We start from the raw sequence: 20,540 nt of genomic DNA on the forward strand, positions 1-20,540 counted from the left end.
AATGAAACGCTTATCCTTTCTAGACCGATATTTAACACTATGGATTTTTCTAGCGATGGCTGTTGGGATTGGTTTAGGGTTTGTATTCCCTAGTGTAGTAGACGGACTGAATATATTACAAGTTGGAACGACGTCTATTCCACTTGCTGTTGGTTTAATTGTCATGATGTATCCACCATTAGCAAAAGTTCGCTATGAGGAAATGGGCCGAGTATTTAAAGATGTAAAAGTGTTAGTTCTATCTTTAGTACAAAACTGGATTATTGGTCCGGTACTTATGTTTGTGTTAGCAATTATTTTTCTTTCTGATAAACCAGAATACATGGTTGGTCTCATTATGATTGGATTAGCACGTTGCATTGCAATGGTAATTGTTTGGAACGATCTTGCTGATGGTGATAAAGAGTATGCGGCAGGTTTAGTCGCTTTTAATTCGGTATTCCAAATGCTCTTTTTCTCGGTTTATGCATACGTATTTGTAACAGTCATTCCAGAATGGTTAGGGATTAAAGGGGCTATTGTCGATATTACAATGATAGAAGTAGCGAAATCAGTATGTATCTATTTAGGAATTCCTTTTATAGCAGGTATGTTGACACGCTTTGTACTCGTTAAGTTAAAAGGAAGACAGTGGTATGAAAAGGTGTTTATACCGAAGATTAGTCCACTTACACTACTTGCATTGCTATTTACAATTATCGTTATGTTCTCTTTAAAAGGAGAGATGATTGTTAGCGTACCATTAGATGTAGTAAGAATAGCGATTCCGTTATTAATCTATTTTATTGTAATGTTTTTTGTTTCTTTCTTTATGGGAAGAAAAATTGGTGCAAACTATCCGGTAACAACAACGTTAGCATTTACAGCAGGTAGTAATAACTTTGAATTAGCGATTGCTGTAGCAGTTGGTGTGTTTGGTATTCATTCAGGCGCAGCATTTGCAGCTGTTATCGGTCCTTTAGTTGAAGTCCCTGTCATGATTGCACTTGTAAACGTCGCTTTTTGGTTTAAGCGTAAATATTTTAATGACCAACCAGTATAATTTAAAAACAAAGGCGGAATACATTTATTACTACAATTGTGTGCGAATTCAAGCAAACCTAAACCATCTATTCCCTAAAGAATTTAGGGAATAGATGGTTTAGGTGTTTTGATAGGTGTCTCGTTTTCGGGGGGTACTTCAATTTATTCTGATGAGTTTTTTTATAATTTATCAATAATTATTCTTTTCTCTCCGGCTGATAGGAAAGAATAACGACACCTGAATTGGTCGTTCTTGTTTCTATAAGTTTTAATGCTTTTGTATTGCTCTGGTCTTTAAAGAGACGCTTTCCGCTTCCTACGATAACGGGATTGACTATAAAGTGATATTCATCAATGAGGTCATGTTGCATTAATGTTTGTGTAAGATCACTGCTGCCATATATTAAAAGGTTCTGACCGGACTGTTCCTTCAGTTTTGATATTTCTTCTACAATATTACCCTTGATAAGCTTTGCATTCCATTCGGTTTTTTCCAAAGTTGTTGAAGCGACAAATTTAGGCATGCTGTTCATCTTATCAGCAAAACCTTCTTCATCAGTCATAGAAGGCCAGGCAGCTGCAAAACCTTGATAGGTTACTCGCCCTAGTAGAAGCGCTTCACTTTCAAACAGTAAATCGGATTGAAACTTTGCTACTTCTTCATTGAAGTATGGAGCAGTCCAAGCTGGTTCCTCCATGACACCATCTAGTGAGAGGTACATCGATACAATTATTTGTCCCATTTTGTTCTCCTTTAGTTTTAAATTGAGATTTTTACATATTGGTAACGCAATTATTAATTCTCCAGCTAGAGAAATTCTCCTTTTTAATTGTTTCGACAAAAGGAAAGTTCTATCATTTCGCGAATTTATTAGACATAGACGAGTGCTATAATTTTCTATATCTACATAAAGAGGTGACTACGTATGAATCAAAGACCGTCAGAAGAAGAATACGCCGGGAATTCCGGCGAATATATCCGTTTGGTGCCGGACGGTAACATCATCGACATTCTGCTTGTCCAGGAAAAGCAAATGATCGAGCTCCTGGCATCGTTGACCGAAAGCCAGGCCGAATATCGGTATGAGGAAGGAAAATGGACGCTGAAAGAAGTAGTGGGCCACATTGCAGACGCGGAACGCGTCATGACATACCGTCTGCTCCGGTTCGCAAGAGGGGACCAGACGCCTCTGACAGGTTTTGATCAGGAATTGTTCATACCTCCTTTTGGAAGCTGGACAACCGCGCAATTGGCCGAAGACTACCGGGCCGTACGGCAATCAACGATTACATTGTTGCGCGGGCTACCGGTGGAGGCGTGGACCCGCAAGGGCACAGCCAATAACCTAAGTATTACGGCGCGCGCCCTCGCGTACGGCATCGCAGGACACGAACTGCATCACATGATGGTCATCCGAAATCGGTACTTGAGTTAATCGTCGGCTGAGGCATTTTGAATGGAACTAACGGGTAACTTTAACAAAATAAGGAATACAATTAAACATCCTAAAATATGCAAATTTTTATACATGACTGCTTGCGTATCATGGAGTGAATCCAAATGCTATTAAAGCAATGAACGAAGTAAATATCGACATAACAAATCAAACATCAGATATAATTGATGCAGAAATTTTAAATTGTGCTGATTTAGTCGTTACGCTTTGTAGTCATGCGGATGCTGTTTGTCCATCTACTCCGCCGGATATGAATCGTGTTCATTGGGGATTTGATGATCCAGCAGGAAAAGAATGGTCTGAATTTCAACGTGTTAGCGATGAAATTGGTGAACGTATAAAGCGATTTCTGAAATAGGGGAGTAAATAAAGGAAAGAGTCAATCTTCTATTGTGTTGGAGATTGGCTCTTTTTTATTATATATTTCATTGGTTTAAAACAACTATTATATATTTCATTGGTTTAAAACAACTATTAAAAAGAATAGAGAATATTCTGTCATGGTGTTAAAGTTATAATAAAGCGATTTCAAAAAGGTGGTTTAACTTATGATTTCTGAATTAAGCAAGAATGATTTTTATAAATGTAGTAGTTTAATAAATGAACAAGGTCAGTTAGAAGTCAAAGCTGTAATTACGGGAGTGAATCCTGGTCGAATATTTGTAGATAACGAGACTTCTCCTAATTCGGGACTCATTTGGTTAGGTAATAATGATGGCTTCTTCTTTATTGGAGATGCTGAAAATGAAGAGTTTAATAAAGAAATGAATCGTTTTATTAATCATGTAATAGTACCTGAGGCGAGGAAAGCAGGACTAGATTGCTTTGAAGGAATCGGGAATCATTCGAAGTGGAATAAAACAATCGAAAGAATATTTCAGCACCGTAACTTAAAGAGTTGGAATCAAAGAGTGTATATGCTAAGAAAAGAGGATTATGAAAATCATCATGAGCCTAAATTTGAACAGGGATATACTGTGCTAAAAATGAGCAAAGCTCTCTATGAAAATAATAATAAAACATTTAAGAACATTGATTTTTTACAATCAAAAATTTTAGAGTTTTGGTCTTCACCAGATTGTTTTTTCAATGAAGGAATCGGTTATTGCATTGTTTATGGTGATCTAATTGTGAGTGTTTGTTTTTCAGGATTTGTATTTGAAAATATACACTGTATAGATATTGAAACAATAGAAGAGCACCAGGGGAGAAAATTAGCTCAAACGATAGCTCATAGTTTTGTGAAAGATTGTTTGGAGAATGACATTACTCCATATTGGGACTGTATGGAATTGAACAAGTCTTCTATCGCAGTTGTGGAAAATGTAGGGTTTACAAATGTGTTTAATTACGTAGGATATTATTTTCCTTTTGAGTAAATTAAGTGTATTTTACAAACCTATCATCGAGGATTTTTACATGTAAGGAGAATAGGATGAAACACATAATAAAAGACGTATTAATAAATTATTTTAAAGAAATTCATACATTAGCAGTGGAAGAAGAATTACATAAGAACAGTTGGCATACAGATTTACACTATAAAATCATCGTAAATGGAAAGCGGTATTCCGCAAGATTTATAAATAGCAAGCGAACAATCAATCCAGCTTTTGGAGCGTTATCAAACGAACAACTGATAGAGCAAGTATGGTTTACGTATTATGTACGCGAACATGGAATTCCTTTTATGCAGATAAATAAGAATAGGGCAGGAGAGCCATTTACACTTGTCGCTTGGAATGAGGAACAATACAGATTTGTCTTGTCTAATTGGATTGAGGGAGAACATATTACACATTGTACAGAAGCTATCGCAAAAGCCTTTGGAAAGGAATCAAGAAAGATTCATGACATATCTTGCGCATTTCAAAGCTCGATTTTTCAAAAGAAATCACATTTGGATGGGTATGCCCAGTTTATTCATATGTTAGAAAGTAAGGCAAGCGCATGCAAAGAATTACGGGAGTATATAAAGCTAGCTACATATCATATAGAGTGTGCATATACGAGTGAATTAAAGTTTATCGTACAGACAGATTTAAATCCTTTGAATGTTTTATGGGACTCAAGTGAGCAGGTAAAAGGAATTGTAGATGTCGAATCGATTGGATATGTTGATCGTATTGAAGGACTAGCCTTTTTACTAAAGTGGTATTCTCGAACAGAAGGAATACATTCGCATGAAGTATGTTCAAGTGTTGCTAGTGCATTTTTAGAAGGGTATAAGGCTCATAATATTGTTACATCAAATGATTACAAAAGACTTTCTTCGTTACTATGGTTATCCGGTAGTTTAAATTGGAATTTTGTGAAGAAAACACTAAGTGTAATAAGTGATAAGAGGAAATTAGAAGAACATTTGGAAGTTTATAGAGTGAGGGGAGAAAGGTTGTCTTCATTAATAAGTAGAGAAGAAAGAGCCAACTCGTTTGAGTAGGCTCTTTAATGATAAGTAGGCTGAATATAACCTAATTTTATCCCTTTCGTGACAGCTTCTAAAGAAGATGAAACATTTAATTTATCAAATACGTGCTGAATATGATTGGAAATTGTACGTTCGCTAGCGTATAACATAGAAGCAATTTCTTTGCGCTTATAGCCATCACATAGTAATTGTAAAATTTGTTTTTCAGTATGAGTCAATTCTTCAATTGTTTCTGTAGGGGTTGGAAAATGAGATGCGCCTTTATTAATGTCATGTAATACTTTCACCAATATTTCAGGTAAAATATTTTTATTAATAAAACCACTTACACCTAGTTTTTGAGCTTCATACTGGTAAACAGGTAAATCATAACCGGTTAATATAACAATTTTTGTATTACATTTACTATCCAAAATTATTTTTGCTATTTCTAAACCATCTTCACTACTTATATTGCTTAAATTAATATCTAATAAGATAATATCTGGTTTAAACTGATTGATAATTGTAACGACATTTTCAACATTTTGTAATGAACGGAATTCATCTATTTTAGGATAATCTTCTAAGGCTATTTCCAAGCTTTTAGCAAACAAAGCATGATCATCTATTAATAAAATGTTTATAGGAATCGTCTCCTTTCATAGGAATGATAATAGTAATGCATAAACCAGAAGGCTTACTATTTGAAATGGTCATTTTACCATTTAATAAAAATAGCTGTTCTTTAATCGAATTCAATCCTTTATGACCATTCAAAATATCTGCTTCGGTAGTTGTTAGACCTTTGCCATTATCTTTCACAACAAGTTTTATTTCCCCATCTTCTTGTACTAAATGTAAATGTAACTTTGAACAATTTGAATGTTTGAATGCATTCGTTACTAGTTCTTTTAATATTCGATATACGACAAGGTGATAGGGTTCTACTAAAAACAAGTCGTCGTTACACGTAAAGGATATATTAACATGTTTCGTTTCATATTTTTTTTGTATCATTTTAAGTAAATTACGATAATTTTCTTTTAATGTAAGTGTTTTTAATAGAGTTGGATGATACTCCTGCATTTCAATGCGTATTGTATGACTTAAGTTATCCAGTGTCGCTACGATTATGTCATGAATTTCTTTTTTACTAGATTTGTTCATCATATTTTTAACAGCTAATATGTCTTGTAGTATTTCATCATGTAAATAATTAGAAAATCCACTTTTTAATTGTTCTTCTTTTACGATTTGTACTAAGTTATGAACATACGAACTGTCTGGCAAAGTTTTTAATTTTTTTGTATTCAAATTGGAGATAGTGTTTTTTGTGTCTTGAAATAATAATGTGAAATAAAGCTGAATGAACCAAATAATTGTATGTATAAAAATGAAATAAGTAATCATATTAAATTGAAATAGTACTCCAAGTGAACTCATAAAAATAAAAATGCATACAAACATAAAAGCAATTGCACCTTTTTTTAAGGGGAAATATTGTTTCATAGATATATGATTTTTAAAGGCTATTGCATGAATACTAAATAGGGGGAACAGAATTATTATGTACCATCCTAAATTATTTACATATTCGGGACTTCTCCCAAATAACGTAACATATACGATAAAGGGGAAGATAAGAATTGTAGTAGATGTAAGTAAATGCTTTTTTTCACTTTTAAAAACAAATTTAATTCGTTTGTTATGTTTCAGGAATAGAAAAATAATCCAACTAACACTGATAAGCCATTGAAATGAAAATAGAACAGAAAATATTCTATCGTTTATTAAATATGCACCTAATGTTAGTAAACATGTAACTCGTAAAATCCAATCTTTTTCTTTTTTATAACTATAAATAGAATCTTGGAAAAAGAATAGGAGTATAAATTGCACGATTTTATATAGAATGAATACACTTAGTAGTGTACTGAATGCACGAAAAATTGGTTCATCGTTCAGTGTAAGTAAAAACTGCCAAGAAGTAAAAAGTAATAAACTAGAAAACTGTGATAATAGAGTATTGTTTTTTAAGTTGATAAAACTAATATATGATCCATAAATGGACATGACCGTTATAAGCAGTAAAGGGAGTAATTTTGCTGTTCCTATAATATTGTCTATTGAAAATTCGTAGCATAGAAAAATAATCATACAAAGTTGGTTAATTAAAATTAAAATTTGTTTTTGCTCATAGTACTTTTTCATAAAATCACTTACCTTTGTTAGATTACATACAGATAAAGCTGATGTTTTTTTATCATCAGCTTTATTTATAGTTTTTTACTTTTTATTGTTAAATATAATTTTATAACATGCTCTTTTTGTTAACAAATAATAAACGATATATACAACAGTAAAAATAAATATTGCAAAAAGAATCGGTAATATAAACGCACTACTTTTTCCTAATAGGTCATCCATTAAAGCAGTCTTATAAGTTATTAATGCAAAGATACTATGTGCTAATCCTATTATGTAAGGAATGCTAAACAAGGTGAAAATTTCTTTACTTATTATTCTTTTTATCTTCTTTTTGTTATAGCCCATTCTATTTAAAATAATAAATTCATTTTTATTTGCCATCATACTTGAAAGGTTATGGAAATAGAGAATACTGCCTGTTGCAATAAAGAAGATGATAGTAACAAAACTAATGAGCAAGAATGTTGAGCTATTTTGCTGAATAATATAATCATTTTTCTGGTAACTGCTTGTAAAATAACTATTATTTTTAAATAGTGGAGCTAGGTTTTCATAAACTGCTTTATTATTCCTCATATCTAATCCATTAAAACTCACTATCGTTTTTTGGGGTAATTCTAAAGCTTTTATTTCTTTATAAAGTTGATCTGAGATAATAAGTGTTCCGACACTATTTGCAAACCCAATTGAATTAAGTAATGTAGTGTCTTTTACTTTAACATCTATATTAGTTGTAGGCGTTAAATTTAAAGTATATATTTTCGCTTTATCTAGATTTTCTTTTTCAGGTCGATATTTTACTAGGATGCTTTCATTTTTAGGTAGATGATTAAATTCTACATTTTTATCTTGAATATGTATTAACTTTCTGTAATCTGACTCAGAGATAAGGTCAAATCCATGTTCTTTTTTTATACGATATTCTTTCGGTAAATTATTAGAATTAGATTTCCCGTTAATAATGGTTGTTTCTGTATATCTTGTATTTTCTTTACCGACAGTATTTTGTACAGTTTGTAGTGCTTTATTGGCTACGTCCTTATTGTCTAAAGGAAACTCAATAGCTGAAGGTACGATCCGTTCTGTAGCGGCAACAGGATAGTAAAGTGTCAGTAAAGTAGAACTGAAAATAGCTAAAGTTCCAGCGGTTAATAAGGTTAACAAAATTAATGTTTTTGCTTTTGAACGAATTTTAAATATAAAGTTTGGGATGACGATAATATTGGATTCTTTATAAAACCATATTTTATTTTTCTTTAGCTTTTGAATCGCATATGGTAAAAATGAATGAATAAAGAAGATCGTCCCTAATATTACACTGAACATTGTTAAGAGAGCGATTGGAGAAAAGCCAATTGTTTTCCACAAAGATTTCGTGCCCCTTGTAATATCGATTGCTAAGAAATAGCCAATTAAAATGAAAAATAATCCTAGTAGTGAAAAAACTGTATTGATTTTTATCTTTTTATCTTCTTTTTGTTCCATACGTACTAAAGTTAGTAAGGAACTTTTTCGAAGAATAATCCAATTTGATAAAGATAAAACAAAAAGAACAGCAAAGATAAAAGCAAAGGTGAATAGTACTGCATCAAGGTTAATAAATGGTACTTTAGAAGTATCGATTTGTAATTTTAATATTTTGATTATAGCTCCTACAATTCCTTTATGAGCAATAGCACCAAAAATAATTCCTACAAATAGGGCAGCAAAGCAAATGATAATATTTTCAAAAGTTAACAGTTTTAGCATCGTTGATTTTCTATACCCTAAAAGGGAGTAAATGCCGAGTTCATTCATTCTTTTTTTCATAAAAAATGTATTAGAGTATGACATATAGAATAGTACAAATGCCATAACAAAGATCGCCACCGTTTTTGACATCGTTTCTACTCTACCATCAGACGAAATCTTTTCCATGACAATGTCGTTCGTGGAAAAAGAGATAAAGGAGAAAAATACCATCAGTACAAAAGCTACTGAAATAAAATAGAATGAATAGAAGGAGAAGTTATTTTTTAAATTCTTTTTTGCGATTGTAAATAAACCCACAGTTCAATCTTCCTTTCATGCTCTTAGTTATATCGATTTTCATCAATTTTAGAGATCTCTTTTAATATTTCTTCAAAAAATTCTTTTCTATTTTGTTTATTTTTCTTTAATTCTTTTATAATGTTTCCGTCTTTGAATATTAAAATTCTACTAGAAAAACTGGCTGCATAGGCATCGTGAGTTACCATTAAAATTGTAGTTTGAAGGTCCTCATTTACTTCTTTTAATTTTTGAAGTAGTTCTGTTGCAGAATTTGAATCTAACGCGCCTGTAGGTTCATCTGCAAATAAAATACTAGGCTGCTTTGCAAGGGCTCTTGCAGCTGCAACCCTTTGTTTTTGTCCACCTGATAATTGACTAGGATACTTGCTTAATTGCTCAAATATTCCAAAACGCTTTGCTAAATTTTCTATTGTGGATTCAATTTCCTTTGGAGATTTTTTTAACAGAGTAAGTGGAACAGCAATATTTTCCTTTACGGTTAAACTATTAAGTAAAAAATACTCTTGAAAAATAAACCCTAAGTAATCCTTCCTAAAATCAGCAGATTTATTATTGTTAAGCGTTTGGATATTAATCCCGTTTATAAAAACATCGCCATCTGTAGGTGTGTCGATAGTGGATAAAATATTTAATAAAGTTGTTTTTCCGGATCCAGAGGCCCCCATAATCCCCACAAACTCACCCGCTAGAATATCAAAAGAAACTTTATTAAGCCCTGGTAATTGATTCTTGTTATAAATTTTTGTCACATTCCTTGCAGATACTAATGCATTCATTTTATTTACTCCTTTTCATCTATTTATATATGAAGTGTATCTTTTGATATAAAAAGAAGCATGAGTAAAAAGCGCAATCTTGTGCTCATATGCTGTTACTTTGTATTACGAAATTGTGTAACTGATAAAAAATATAGATACATCATGATAGGGGTATGAATAAAAGAAGCATCAACTTCCCAAATCCCATTACCTATAAAATGAGGTAACTTCCACATAATGGACATAAACGATGCTTATACATGTAAAGTAAGAGTTCATGAAAATGAATAAAGACTGCTAATTTTCGTGCGATTTGATTATGTAGAAATAGGGGGAAGTGACATGGGAGACAATACTCCTAAGAAAATTTTATTTATTCAATCGGGAATTCCTTTTTATTATCCAATGATCGAAGCAGCAATTTTGAATAGTTTACAAAAGGTAAACAGCGATACAAGTATGGTGAGTCCAGAAAAAGCTATAAAAACCGCGTTAAAAATGAAACCAGATTTTATTTTGGTATTAAGCGGTTTAAGTGAAGAATTTAATCATATTATGCCATTCTTAAAAAAGGCAGGGTTTACTACTGGACTTTGGCTGACAGATGATCCTTATTATACGGATGTAACACAACATCTTGTGCCGTATTATGATTACATATTTACGCAAGATTTAAATTGTATCAAGTTTTATAGGGGGATAGGATGTAAGAATGTATTTCATCTCCCGTTAGCAGCAAATCAAGATGTGTTTAAACCTTCTCTTAAAGAAGATACATATAAGTATGATCTTAGTTTTATAGGAACCGCATTTGAAAATAGAATTAACTTTGTTGATTCTATTTCAGAGTATTTAGCAGAAAAAAATATAAAAATTGTAGGTTTCGGTTGGGAGAATTTAAAGAGTTATGAAAGGTTAAAGGATAAAATACAAATCTTGCCACTTGCAAAGTATGAAGATGCGTTACATTTTTACGTATCTACTAAAATCAATATAAATTTGCATCGTTCACTAATTGATCAGGAATTGAATTGTAACTCTGCAAATATTCAAGCGTATTCCGTAAATAATAGGACGTTTGAAATTAATGCCGTAGGTTCTTTTCAATTAACTGATATACGCCCAGATGTAGGAAAGCATTACATACCGGGTGTTGAAATAGAAACTTTTAATAGTGCATCGGAGTTTATACAAAAAGCGGAGTATTATTTGGAACATGTACAAGAAAGAAAACGTATTGCAAAAAATGGACTGGATAGAACTTTGAAACATCACACATATGATAAACGTATAGTACAATTATTAAACTATATTAATTTCATAGGTGTGCAGATGTAGTCTAACCATTAACTGAAATGATAAGCATTTGGTGCTTTCTAACTCTCGTATTCTATAAAAATTATTTACGAAAAAGGGATTTGGATACATTTGTAGAATTTATTTATTCTGAAAAAACAATTTTGCATTCAAACTAATTTACATCTAATAATTAGAGGAGATTAAAAATGAATCACTTTTTTGTAGAATTTGGCGAATATGAAGCAAGTGTTTGTGAATGGGGAGATAAAAGTAATCCTCAAATCATTTGTTTTCATGGTTTAGGAAGTACAAAATTAAGTTTTATCGAAATAGCGGAACTTTTAAAGGATAACTATCATATTGTATCGTTTGATCTACCTGGACATGGGAAAACATCAAGTTTTGAGAAGGATGAAGATTACGGTGCAGCCCATTTAATAAATTGGGTAGTAGCATTACTTGAGCACATAGGAAAAGAAACATTTCATATAGTAGCACATTCATGGGGAGCAAGCGTTGCGCTTCACTATGCAGCCGCATGTCCAGAAAAAGTGAATAAAATGGTTTTGTTAGATGGTGGTTATCATCATGGAAAAATGAATGCAGCCTATTTTGCGAAGCTATATAAAGATGTGAAAGAGGGAGAGTGTCCACCGCGATCATTAGAAGAAGAAATCATTCATTACGAAAAAGATTTTGATGAATATATTTTTGATAGTAAAGAAGCGTTCATCCAATCAGAAAAAACGGTTTACAGCAGGTGGTCACCATTAATAGAACGTGCGGTTTATGACTTAATGAGAGAAGAAGATAGTAAAGTGAAATGGCATGCTACTGGCGATACCGCTAGAGGTGTCATTAAGTTTCAATATACGGTGTATAAAACATTGAAATCGCATAAAATTAAAAGCGATATTTTATTATTGTATTGTGACCTTCCTGATAATTATTTAGAAATAAGAGAATTGCAGATTGCGGAATTTAAGAAGCGTATTAACATTACGACTAAGCTTTACAAAGATACAGGGCATTTAATGCATTGGGATAGACCAGAAGAGATTGCTGAGGATGTTTTAAATTGGTTCATATAAAAAGGTCCGTTGTTCGCATTTGAGCAACGGATTTTCTTTTGAAAAACTGAATCTAAGAGAGATAAGCAAGAGCATTACAGTTCTATTACCAATTCATTTTTTGCTATAATGGATGCGTGGCAGAAAACAGATAGAAAGATACTGCTAGTAATTTATACTTAAAATGTAGGGAGATTGAACAGAGTTATGGGGACAGAAAAAGAAATTAGTTCCGCTAAATTAATATGGAAGATGACGCGCCCGCATACGTTAACGGCGACGTTTTCTCCTGTAATTTTAGGAACAGTGGCATCACTTTATGTTGCCAAAATTGATTGGCTTTTATTTGTTGCGATGATGGCTGCATGTTTAGCATTGCAAATAGCGACGAACTTATTTAATGAGTACTATGATTTCAAACGTGGATTAGATACAGCTGATTCTGTTGGAATTGGTGGCGGAATTGTCCGTCATGGATTGAAACCAAAAAATGTGTTAACAGTCGCACTTTTATTGTATGTACTAGCTGCACTTATCGGAATTTATATTTGTATGAATAGTAGCTGGTGGTTAGTCGTCATCGGTTTAATTGGAATGGCGGTTGGCTATTTATATACAGGCGGTCCATTACCAATTGCGTACACTCCGTTTGGAGAATTAGTTTCTGGATTGTTAATGGGGACATGTTTTGTACTCATCGCTTTCTTTATTCAAACGAATACGATAACGACTGAAAGTGTATTAATTTCTATTCCAATTGGAATTTTAGTCGGTGCAATCAACATCCGAGATATCGAAGAAGATATTAAAGGTGGAAGAAAGACATTGGTAATCCTCCTTGGGAGAGAAAAAGCAATAGTAACACTAGCTGTAGCCTTTTTCATTGCTTATTTATGGATCGCCGTAATTGTATTAATGGGTTATATAAGCCCCTGGGCATTAGTTATGTTCCTAGGTTTGAGAAAGCCAATCTCTGCCATTCAAAGTTTCCAAAAAGGGGCAAAAGATTCCGGGTATATGCGCATCGCCATGAAATCAACAGCGATGACAAATACGATTTTTGGCTTCTTATTATCGGCAGGATTATTAATCAGTTACTTGTTTTAAATAAAAAATATTATTACGTGACTAAACCCCAATTTCTCAATTTTAATATAGAGAAATTGGGGTTTTATTTTTATAGCGTGTATTTTCCCTTTTAATCAAAAGCAAACTTTAAAAACAAATAAAAATATCAAGCATGTGAGCATCAAGAACGGAAGTGCATGGAATATACATCTTTAGCTTGATGGGTATGTGGCGGTACCCCTATGCCAATCAAGCTAATATTTTGAAATGCCCCAAAAACGAAAATTTTATCTTTTCATAGGTGTCCATGAGAGTTGAACTCATTTTTTCGTTTTGGGGTAATTTTGAATTCTTAAATTGATGGCAATATGGTGAGACCCTTTAATCGTAATTAGCATTATGATAATCGTTATTTAAGCTGGGCACTCTTCCATGGGGACGATATTCTATGTGAAAGGTATTATGTTATCACTTGTACTGAGGCTCTTCATGTTCAATTTGTTGAAGACGAGGATTTAAAGATTCAATAATTTCTTGAGCTTGTTGTGCTGCACCTTTATATAATTGTTTTGCTTGCTTGTTATCAGTATCAAGAACAAATCCTTCTAGGCATGCTTGAGCACTCTTTAATCCAGCGATAGTTTGTTTAAGTTTAGTACTTACTGTCATGTAGTATTCCTCCTTGTAAATGTACTTCAAAATATAGAGTGCCTATTTTGTTATCATCGTACGATTTCCAATTTTAGGGTTATGTGAATGAGAAATTTTATAGTTAATCATTCAAAGAAGGATTTTTTTAGCTAATAGATGCATGGAATAGTTTTGTCCCAATAACAAAAACTAGCAGAAATAAAACGATAATATATAAGGGAGATTAAATGTGCTGAAAAAGATAAGAAGAATTTTCCAAGTGTTCCTCTTTTTATTTATCGGTGGATGTTTAGTTCTGTTTATTTGGGGTGAAATTGACAGAACGATAGCCGAAAAAAATGGGGTATTTAGCCAGAATTCTAGTCAATACCCTATGCGTCAAAGTGATATTACTTTGTATACAGATGGGAAACAGTTAAACAATCAACTATTCTCAGATATAGAGAAAGCAAAGCATTACGTGCATGTTAACTTTTTTTCTATTGCTGATGATAAAGTAAGCCATCAGTTTCTAGAGTTATTGCGGAAAAAAAGTCAAGAAGGTGTAGAAGTATACTATGCTTTGGACAGGTTAGGTGGAATTTTACTAAAGAAAAAGGAAAGAGAATTATTAGTTAAAAAAGGAGTTCATTTTACATATTACAATAAACCTGCTTTCCCATATCTTTTTTCTTCTTTGGATCATCGGAATCATCGTCGTATTTCAGTTATTGATGGAAAGGTTGGTTACATTGGTGGATTCAACATCGGAAAGAAGTATTTAGGAGAAAAAGAAAAACTTGGTTATTGGAGAGATTATCATCTTCAAATACGAGGAGAAGGAGTTCAAGATTTAGAACACCAATTTGTATTAGACTGGAAGGAAAATTCAGGGAAACCGATTCCAATACACAATGCGGTAAAGGAAAAGGGAGCAACCTCGCAACGATTTACTGCATATTATAGTGGAGAAAAACTTGGGCAAGATTATAAAATGCTGTTTCAACAAGCAAAAGAATCCATTATTATATTAACACCTTATTTTATACCAAAGGACAGAACTATTTGGAACGCATTAGTAGATGCAAGAAAGAGGGGAGTCCGTGTCAAAATTCTATTCTCACCTCATTCGGATGCACTATTAGTTAAAGAAGCAGCATATCCATATATCCGAAAAGCATTAAAACAGGGGATGGAAGTATATGGTTATAAAAATGGGTTGTTACACGGTAAAGTATTTTTGATTGATGAAAAAGTATTGATGGTTGGGACCGTGAATTTTGATTCACGCTCGTTTCATTTAAATGAAGAAATGAACTGTTATATTCATGACCCTATCTATATTTCGAGAATAAAACCAGTGATTAATGCAGACTTACAAAATTCAAAGCAAGTAACATCCTCTGACGTCAACCAATTATCTATAAAAGAAAAAATAAAAGAAAAGGTTGCAAAAATGTTTGAGTATTATTTGTAAAGACAATGTATTTTTATACTTGGATAACAGGGGCTATATGCTTAGTGATTTTACATATTTTCCATGGAAGCAGCTGGGCAGTTGCTACAAGTTCGATAGAAAAGGCTGTCATTGATGTATTCCACGATCTCTTCGTGGAGAAGCAATGGCATGGCTTTAGGACCAGTATTAGATCTTTGGGTAATCTTAGGTTGATGGCGGTACCCCATCGCCATCAACCTAAGAAAACAGGTCACCCCCAAAACGATAAATAGGCTTTTTTCACAATAAAACCTAAAAATTTCGTTTTGGGGGTGTTATAAAACTTTAGATTGATGGAAATGGGGCGGTACCCCTGGTTTTAAGTTAAAAAAATCCCCGGAAATAAACCTTTTATAAATATGATTATTTTATTTCGAGGGGCTCCTTATAAATCTTAGCTATATATTTTACGAAATCAATGACGGGATAGTGTATGAGTGAACGGTGCTGCGTAAAACGGATCCCTTCTTTTTCCATTTTTGAAATGAGTTGTTCAATTTCCAACTCTTTTTGTTGTATCCTATTATAATTTTGATATACAATGTTTTTCCATTGATAGGAAGAACCGTGAAAAAAATTCTCCCCTTTTACCCTGTGACTAAATATAATTTCTATTTTTTCTCTGCGTTGTTTTTCCTTCATATGCGCTTCCGTTGACTGCATGTTTATCGCCTCTTCCCTTTTTTGTATACTGTTTCACAAAATTTGGTCTAACTCATCATAGCCAATGTGCATTAAGCTTGTTGGGAATTGTCGTTTAAGGCTATCTCATCAACTATATTTTTTTCAAGCGCTTAATCTAATATATTGGATCATAATCTTACGTCTAAATAAGTTGATAGTGTATATAAAACACTATCAATCTTTATTATAAAACGATTCTTTATAGGCATGCACCTTTTTACACTCACCAAAATTTACAACATGACGAGTATCTTTATCGATGAATGTTATTCTGTATTTACTGAGGTTAGTTTTTATTTTGACTAACTAACATATTGTTTGCCTCAATATCTATTTTATAAAAAAGAAAATAGATGTAACGGTCCCTCTTTTGATAAAAAAATCCTATGAAAATATAACGCTCTTAAAGAGTTTTGTTACAAGTTTGTTATGTTGGATTTAATAAAAAGGAAAGTAATATTTATTTGTAGAAAATTTTTAGAGATAAAAATAAGCTGAATATTCATGGTAAGAAAAGGGGGCACTTATATGCTAACAAATGATTTAGATTTCCGATTAGAACCACGTTTAAAAGAACTGTATGAACAACATAAAATAAGAGCGCAGAAGATAGACTGGGGTTATCATGAATTTTTACCATGGGATAAGGGAATGGACTTTAAAAGAGTTCCTTGGGATGAAAGTCAAGTTACTCTCCCTTCTGGTGTAATTACGGCCATTGAAACAGCTTTATTAACAGAAGTGAATTTACCGTGGTTTACAACGTATTTATCTGCAACTTTTAAAGGTTCCCTTTCTGTTATTACAGACTTTATTCATACTTGGACCTCAGAAGAGGATCAGCATTCGAATTTATTAGAGACATATTTACTACTCACTCGAAGTGTAAACCCTAAACGTATACATGAATTAAGAAAATCAGTCGTTGAGTGTGGATTTGAGCCTGATTTTCATACACCAATCGAAGCCATGACGTATACGACGCTACAAGAACTTGCAACAATGGTGTTTTACAATAATGTAGCTAAGGTGGCAAGTAAGCATGATCCAGATCTTGCTACATTATTACGCCGTCTTGCAAAAGATGAAACACTTCATTATGCGTTTTATCGAGACGTTATTCGAACACATTTAGAATTGGAACCAAATTATTGCTACTATATTGCCAATGTGATTAGGAATTTTAAAATGCCAGGTGCCGTCATGCCTGATTTTGAAAATAGAATGGCTGTGATTGCAAAAGAAGCAAACTATGGGCCACTACAATATTTTGATCAAGTACTTGATGTAGTGGTTGAGTATTGGGGGTTAAAAGACTTACGACCAATTGCCCCTCTAGCAGAAAAAGCAAGAATTGAGATTTTAGAGTATCATATAAGATTGAAAAAAATACGGGATCGATTTGGCCGTTTTCAAGGAAAAACGGATCTACGTTAATGAGTATAGATTTCAGAATATACGCGTGGGAATTCCCTTTTCTTTTATTTGAAATCTAGAACGCTCTCTATTATTTTGAGGCTGTTTTCCTTAATTTAACTTCTGAAGAAAAAAGTAATTGACACCAAAAATAAACTCGTGATATTATTAAAAGTTTGATAAAAAACAACATATGTGTTAAGCTTGAGAAGGTTACCACATATGGAGGTGGGTTATATGTTTCAAATTGGCGATAACATTGTTTATCCAATGCACGGAGCAGGTATAATTGAAGCCATAGAAGAAAAAGAGTTCTCAGGGAAAAAGCAACTTTATTATGTCATAAAAATGTCCATTAGTAATATGCAAATCATGATTCCTAAGGGCAAAATATTGAGTTCGAATATACGTCCAGTTATTGATATACTTGCATTAAAGCACATTATACACATTTTTCACCATGAAGAATCCTGTAAATTACTGCCGTGGAAACAAAGGCATAAAGTGAACACGGACAAAATAAAAACGGGTGAAATACAAGAAGGTGCTGAAGTTGTACGGGATTTAATGCGTATGAAGAAAGAAAAAGCATTGAATACAAGCGAAAAAAAATTGTTGGATGATGCATATAAGTTTTTGGTTAGTGAACTAGAATTAATTAAAGGAATCACTGAAAATCAAATAAAAAGTTTCTGTTAAGATTTATTATAAATAATGTATGACGTCCCTCAGAAATATCATGAATTTTCTGGGTATACGATGAGTATTAATAGGAAAGTATTTCAAAGATATTCAACTTCTTCAACTCACTTTTAGAGTAGATACCTCTTTTGTTATTACTTCAATCTAATCCATTTTTATTTTTAAATTTCTTTTACGAACGTTTGAAGTTTCATCAAAATAACTCGATTAAATAGTCACTTGATTTTTACAATCCTGATTCACACTGGCACGGACAAGGAGCCGTAAGGATGAAAGAGAGGTAGGGCTTATACTATCTAAGTCATTATTTCTAGAAGAAAAAACAATCAATCTCACCACTATCTTTAAGAGTGCCTTATATCTACTGAGACGGTGAATAGTAATTGTTTATCTTCTTTACGTAAAATGGATAAACGAACTGGTAACACCATATGATTAACTACAAAAAATTGGTTTCCAGACCAGGAAACCAATTTAAATTTTATTTACATACCAATAGTAAATTAAGCAGTAAGAAGGAGTGTAAACATGAAAAAAATGTTAACAAAAGAATTAAGTAATGAATTAAAGAAGCGAGAAGGGATCATCTCTATTACAGTTGAGTCTTATGAAAAAATCGAAGTTGGTGGAATTCGTGTAGATGGACCAGCTATTATTCTAATTAATCAAGAATAGGTAAAAATAGTTGCATACAAGGAGAAAAGGATCGGCCTTTAAGAGAAGGGGGATCCTTTTTGCTTGTTGCAGCTAATATGGGATATACATAACTTTTATCTGATGTGTTGGGATTAAAAGGAAGGAGAGGATCGGGATTATCATGGTGGAGAGCTTAATATTGGTAGGATTTCTTTTTACGTTATATAAATTTGTTGATAAAAAACAAACTAATTATTTAAAACGATAGATTGTTTCCTTTTTTAAGGGCTAGATTTATTTGAGAGTGAAATGGATTATTTAAAGGAGGAATTTAGATGGATGCAAGGAAAGAACGCATAAAATACGAGAAGATGTCAAAGAATTATGATCGTATTTATTTAGTTTCGTTTATCCTATTAATTGTACTTGTTTGTAGTAGTGTGATTATCATAGGAGCTACAGGGGGAAAATATGGAGTGTTTTTATTGTTAGCAATTTTACTTAACGCACGTATTACGAAAGAATCTCAAAAAAAGTATGAGTACTATTCTAATAAAGGGCGTATTTAAAATGATACATATCCTGAAAGGAACAACCTAGATGTACGTTCAAAATATCCCTATATCATCACCTATTAACTAGTAAAAGTAACTTTATATAAATAATTTTTTAGCAATGTAGAAATAGAAACCGTATCTTATTAAAGTGTTATTTCCGTTCATATAATGAATTATCCTTCTAGCATATTTATAAGATTTACATCATATATTAGGAGAAAGAATGCGAGTTAGAAAGGAGTCTTATAGAATGAGTTATTTGGAGGGAAATGACTTTAGTAAACAAAATATGGTAAGTGTGCCTAATCCCTATGTATATCAGACATTACAATCAGTAATTGGTAAACATGTGGTTATTGAAACTGTAAGAGGAAATATAAGAGGGAAATTAAAGGATGTGAAACCCGATCATTTGCTCATTGAAGATACGGTGCCATATATTGTACGCATTCAACAAATTGTATGGATTATGCCAAAACAATAATCAAATTATATGTAATTTGATTATTAACAGATTAGCGTCATAGAGCATCAAATAAAAACACAGGGTTTTATCTCTGTGTTTCTTCAAATTTTCGTTTTTGGATATATGCTTGAGCGTGGATAATTTCTTTCTGAAGTTCTTTTAATTCTTTCGTAGATCCAGATTCAATCCTCATGTACGTAGTAACTAGACTAATCATCATATCCATCTTCTCTACTATATTTTGAATGACCTGTTCAGATTGCTCTTTTTTAGGGTGTTGTATTGCTATTAAAGCATTTTCTATATAATAGTTCTTTCGTTGCTGGATATCATAAATAAACTGTTTTGTGTTTGAGTTCATTTGTTATTCCTCCGTTTTGGATATACTTCTATTCTATCATATTTGAATGGAAAATATGATATTACCCTAAATTCACAACTTTCTCGTACATCTTCTCAAATATACAACCTAATCTCTTAACGTACAGGGAACTAATCGAAATGTGTCAATTTTGTGTCTGAATGTATGATTTTTTGACATGGTGCCCCTTGTTGCAAGATGGAGCTGCAGCACCGTTCTATCAAATGGACCGTTTTTACTTAACG

General features: G+C 32.6%; 21 protein-coding genes and 1 pseudogene. 14 read left to right on the forward strand and 8 right to left on the reverse strand.

The window, feature by feature from the left end:
• Position 1 precedes the first annotated feature (1 nt).
• On the forward strand, positions 2-1,042 hold the full coding sequence (gene arsB / locus QCI73_RS11780; RefSeq protein WP_353822972.1) for an ACR3 family arsenite efflux transporter: 1,041 nt from the start codon (positions 2-4) through the stop codon (positions 1,040-1,042).
• Between the two features lie 178 nt (positions 1,043-1,220).
• Here arsB and QCI73_RS11790 read toward each other — a convergent pair whose 3' ends face one another.
• Positions 1,221-1,766 carry a dihydrofolate reductase family protein gene (locus QCI73_RS11790; RefSeq protein ID WP_327923050.1) on the reverse strand — a complete coding sequence of 182 codons (546 nt, stop codon included), beginning with the start codon at positions 1,764-1,766 and terminating at the stop codon, positions 1,221-1,223.
• A 183-nt stretch (positions 1,767-1,949) separates the two neighbouring features.
• On the opposite strand from QCI73_RS11790, the gene QCI73_RS11795 reads away from it, so the two are divergent.
• The 4 genes and pseudogenes from QCI73_RS11795 to QCI73_RS11810 all read left to right on the forward strand — a co-directional run bounded on the left by QCI73_RS11795 (position 1,950) and on the right by QCI73_RS11810 (position 4,920).
• Positions 1,950-2,459, forward strand: a complete 510-nt coding sequence (locus QCI73_RS11795; protein WP_353822973.1) for a DinB family protein — start codon at positions 1,950-1,952, stop codon at positions 2,457-2,459.
• Between the two features lie 109 nt (positions 2,460-2,568).
• A pseudogene (locus QCI73_RS11800) lies at positions 2,569-2,838 on the forward strand (arsenate reductase/protein-tyrosine-phosphatase family protein); the annotation flags it as partial.
• 190 nt (positions 2,839-3,028) lie between these two features.
• Positions 3,029-3,859, forward strand: a complete 831-nt coding sequence (locus QCI73_RS11805; RefSeq protein ID WP_353822974.1) for a GNAT family N-acetyltransferase — start codon at positions 3,029-3,031, stop codon at positions 3,857-3,859.
• Between the two features lie 56 nt (positions 3,860-3,915).
• Positions 3,916-4,920 (forward strand): phosphotransferase, encoded by a 1,005-nt coding sequence (locus tag QCI73_RS11810; RefSeq protein WP_353822975.1) that lies wholly within the window; start codon positions 3,916-3,918, stop codon positions 4,918-4,920.
• Between the two features lie 5 nt (positions 4,921-4,925).
• Here the strand turns inward: QCI73_RS11810 and QCI73_RS11815 are convergent, their stop codons facing one another.
• The 4 genes from QCI73_RS11815 to QCI73_RS11830 form a co-directional block, all read right to left on the reverse strand.
• Positions 4,926-5,534, reverse strand: a complete 609-nt coding sequence (locus QCI73_RS11815; protein WP_353824107.1) for a response regulator transcription factor — start codon at positions 5,532-5,534, stop codon at positions 4,926-4,928.
• Positions 5,512-7,101 carry an ATP-binding protein gene (locus QCI73_RS11820; protein ID WP_353822976.1) on the reverse strand — a complete coding sequence of 530 codons (1,590 nt, stop codon included), beginning with the start codon at positions 7,099-7,101 and terminating at the stop codon, positions 5,512-5,514. Before QCI73_RS11820 ends, QCI73_RS11815 begins: the two co-directional genes overlap by 23 nt.
• A 75-nt stretch (positions 7,102-7,176) precedes the next feature.
• Positions 7,177-9,147 (reverse strand): FtsX-like permease family protein, encoded by a 1,971-nt coding sequence (locus QCI73_RS11825; RefSeq protein WP_353822977.1) that lies wholly within the window; start codon positions 9,145-9,147, stop codon positions 7,177-7,179.
• Between the two features lie 23 nt (positions 9,148-9,170).
• Positions 9,171-9,926, reverse strand: coding sequence for an ABC transporter ATP-binding protein (locus QCI73_RS11830; RefSeq protein ID WP_262725908.1), 756 nt, complete (start codon positions 9,924-9,926; stop codon positions 9,171-9,173).
• Between the two features lie 324 nt (positions 9,927-10,250).
• Here QCI73_RS11830 and QCI73_RS11835 point away from each other — a divergent pair, with 324 nt between their 5' ends.
• From QCI73_RS11835 to menA, 3 genes are all read left to right on the forward strand, one after another.
• Positions 10,251-11,246, forward strand: coding sequence for a CgeB family protein (locus QCI73_RS11835; RefSeq protein ID WP_262725909.1), 996 nt, complete (start codon positions 10,251-10,253; stop codon positions 11,244-11,246).
• Between the two features lie 167 nt (positions 11,247-11,413).
• Entirely contained in the window at positions 11,414-12,298 is an 885-nt protein-coding gene (locus tag QCI73_RS11840; RefSeq protein ID WP_262725910.1) for an alpha/beta fold hydrolase, read from the forward strand.
• 186 nt (positions 12,299-12,484) lie between these two features.
• A complete protein-coding gene (gene menA / locus QCI73_RS11845; RefSeq protein WP_353822978.1) occupies positions 12,485-13,384 on the forward strand; it encodes a 1,4-dihydroxy-2-naphthoate polyprenyltransferase in 900 nt (299 codons plus the stop codon).
• Between the two features lie 429 nt (positions 13,385-13,813).
• Here menA and QCI73_RS11850 read toward each other — a convergent pair whose 3' ends face one another.
• Positions 13,814-14,014 carry a DUF1657 domain-containing protein gene (locus QCI73_RS11850; protein ID WP_000218931.1) on the reverse strand — a complete coding sequence of 67 codons (201 nt, stop codon included), beginning with the start codon at positions 14,012-14,014 and terminating at the stop codon, positions 13,814-13,816.
• Positions 14,015-14,225: 211 nt separating this feature from the next.
• Between QCI73_RS11850 and QCI73_RS11855 the strand changes: the two genes are divergently transcribed.
• The gene (locus QCI73_RS11855) at positions 14,226-15,452 is read left to right on the forward strand and encodes a phospholipase D-like domain-containing protein (RefSeq protein WP_353822979.1); all 1,227 of its coding nucleotides are present in this window, start codon (positions 14,226-14,228) and stop codon (positions 15,450-15,452) included.
• A gap of 384 nt (positions 15,453-15,836) precedes the next feature.
• Here the strand turns inward: QCI73_RS11855 and QCI73_RS11860 are convergent, their stop codons facing one another.
• On the reverse strand, positions 15,837-16,136 hold the full coding sequence (locus QCI73_RS11860; RefSeq protein ID WP_001191994.1) for a hypothetical protein: 300 nt from the start codon (positions 16,134-16,136) through the stop codon (positions 15,837-15,839).
• A gap of 549 nt (positions 16,137-16,685) precedes the next feature.
• Here QCI73_RS11860 and QCI73_RS11865 point away from each other — a divergent pair.
• The 5 genes from QCI73_RS11865 to QCI73_RS11885 all read left to right on the forward strand — a co-directional run bounded on the left by QCI73_RS11865 (position 16,686) and on the right by QCI73_RS11885 (position 19,952).
• On the forward strand, positions 16,686-17,594 hold the full coding sequence (locus QCI73_RS11865) for an acyl-ACP desaturase (protein WP_000957102.1): 909 nt from the start codon (positions 16,686-16,688) through the stop codon (positions 17,592-17,594).
• A 216-nt stretch (positions 17,595-17,810) separates the two neighbouring features.
• Positions 17,811-18,272: a CarD family transcriptional regulator gene (locus QCI73_RS11870; RefSeq protein WP_000486297.1), complete on the forward strand. Its 462-nt coding sequence runs from the start codon at positions 17,811-17,813 to the stop codon at positions 18,270-18,272.
• A gap of 531 nt (positions 18,273-18,803) precedes the next feature.
• A complete protein-coding gene (locus QCI73_RS11875) occupies positions 18,804-18,950 on the forward strand; it encodes a BC1881 family protein (protein WP_000738548.1) in 147 nt (48 codons plus the stop codon).
• Positions 18,951-19,246: 296 nt separating this feature from the next.
• On the forward strand, positions 19,247-19,480 hold the full coding sequence (locus QCI73_RS11880; RefSeq protein ID WP_000340034.1) for a hypothetical protein: 234 nt from the start codon (positions 19,247-19,249) through the stop codon (positions 19,478-19,480).
• A gap of 238 nt (positions 19,481-19,718) precedes the next feature.
• A complete protein-coding gene (locus tag QCI73_RS11885; protein WP_000120818.1) occupies positions 19,719-19,952 on the forward strand; it encodes a YuzF family protein in 234 nt (77 codons plus the stop codon).
• Positions 19,953-20,019: 67 nt separating this feature from the next.
• Here the strand turns inward: QCI73_RS11885 and QCI73_RS11890 are convergent, their stop codons facing one another.
• Entirely contained in the window at positions 20,020-20,295 is a 276-nt protein-coding gene (locus QCI73_RS11890; RefSeq protein ID WP_353822980.1) for a hypothetical protein, read from the reverse strand.
• Positions 20,296-20,540: the final 245 nt, after the last annotated feature.

This window comes from Bacillus cereus group sp. MG16, assembly GCF_040459875.1.
GTDB lineage: Bacteria > Bacillota > Bacilli > Bacillales > Bacillaceae_G > Bacillus_A > Bacillus_A paranthracis.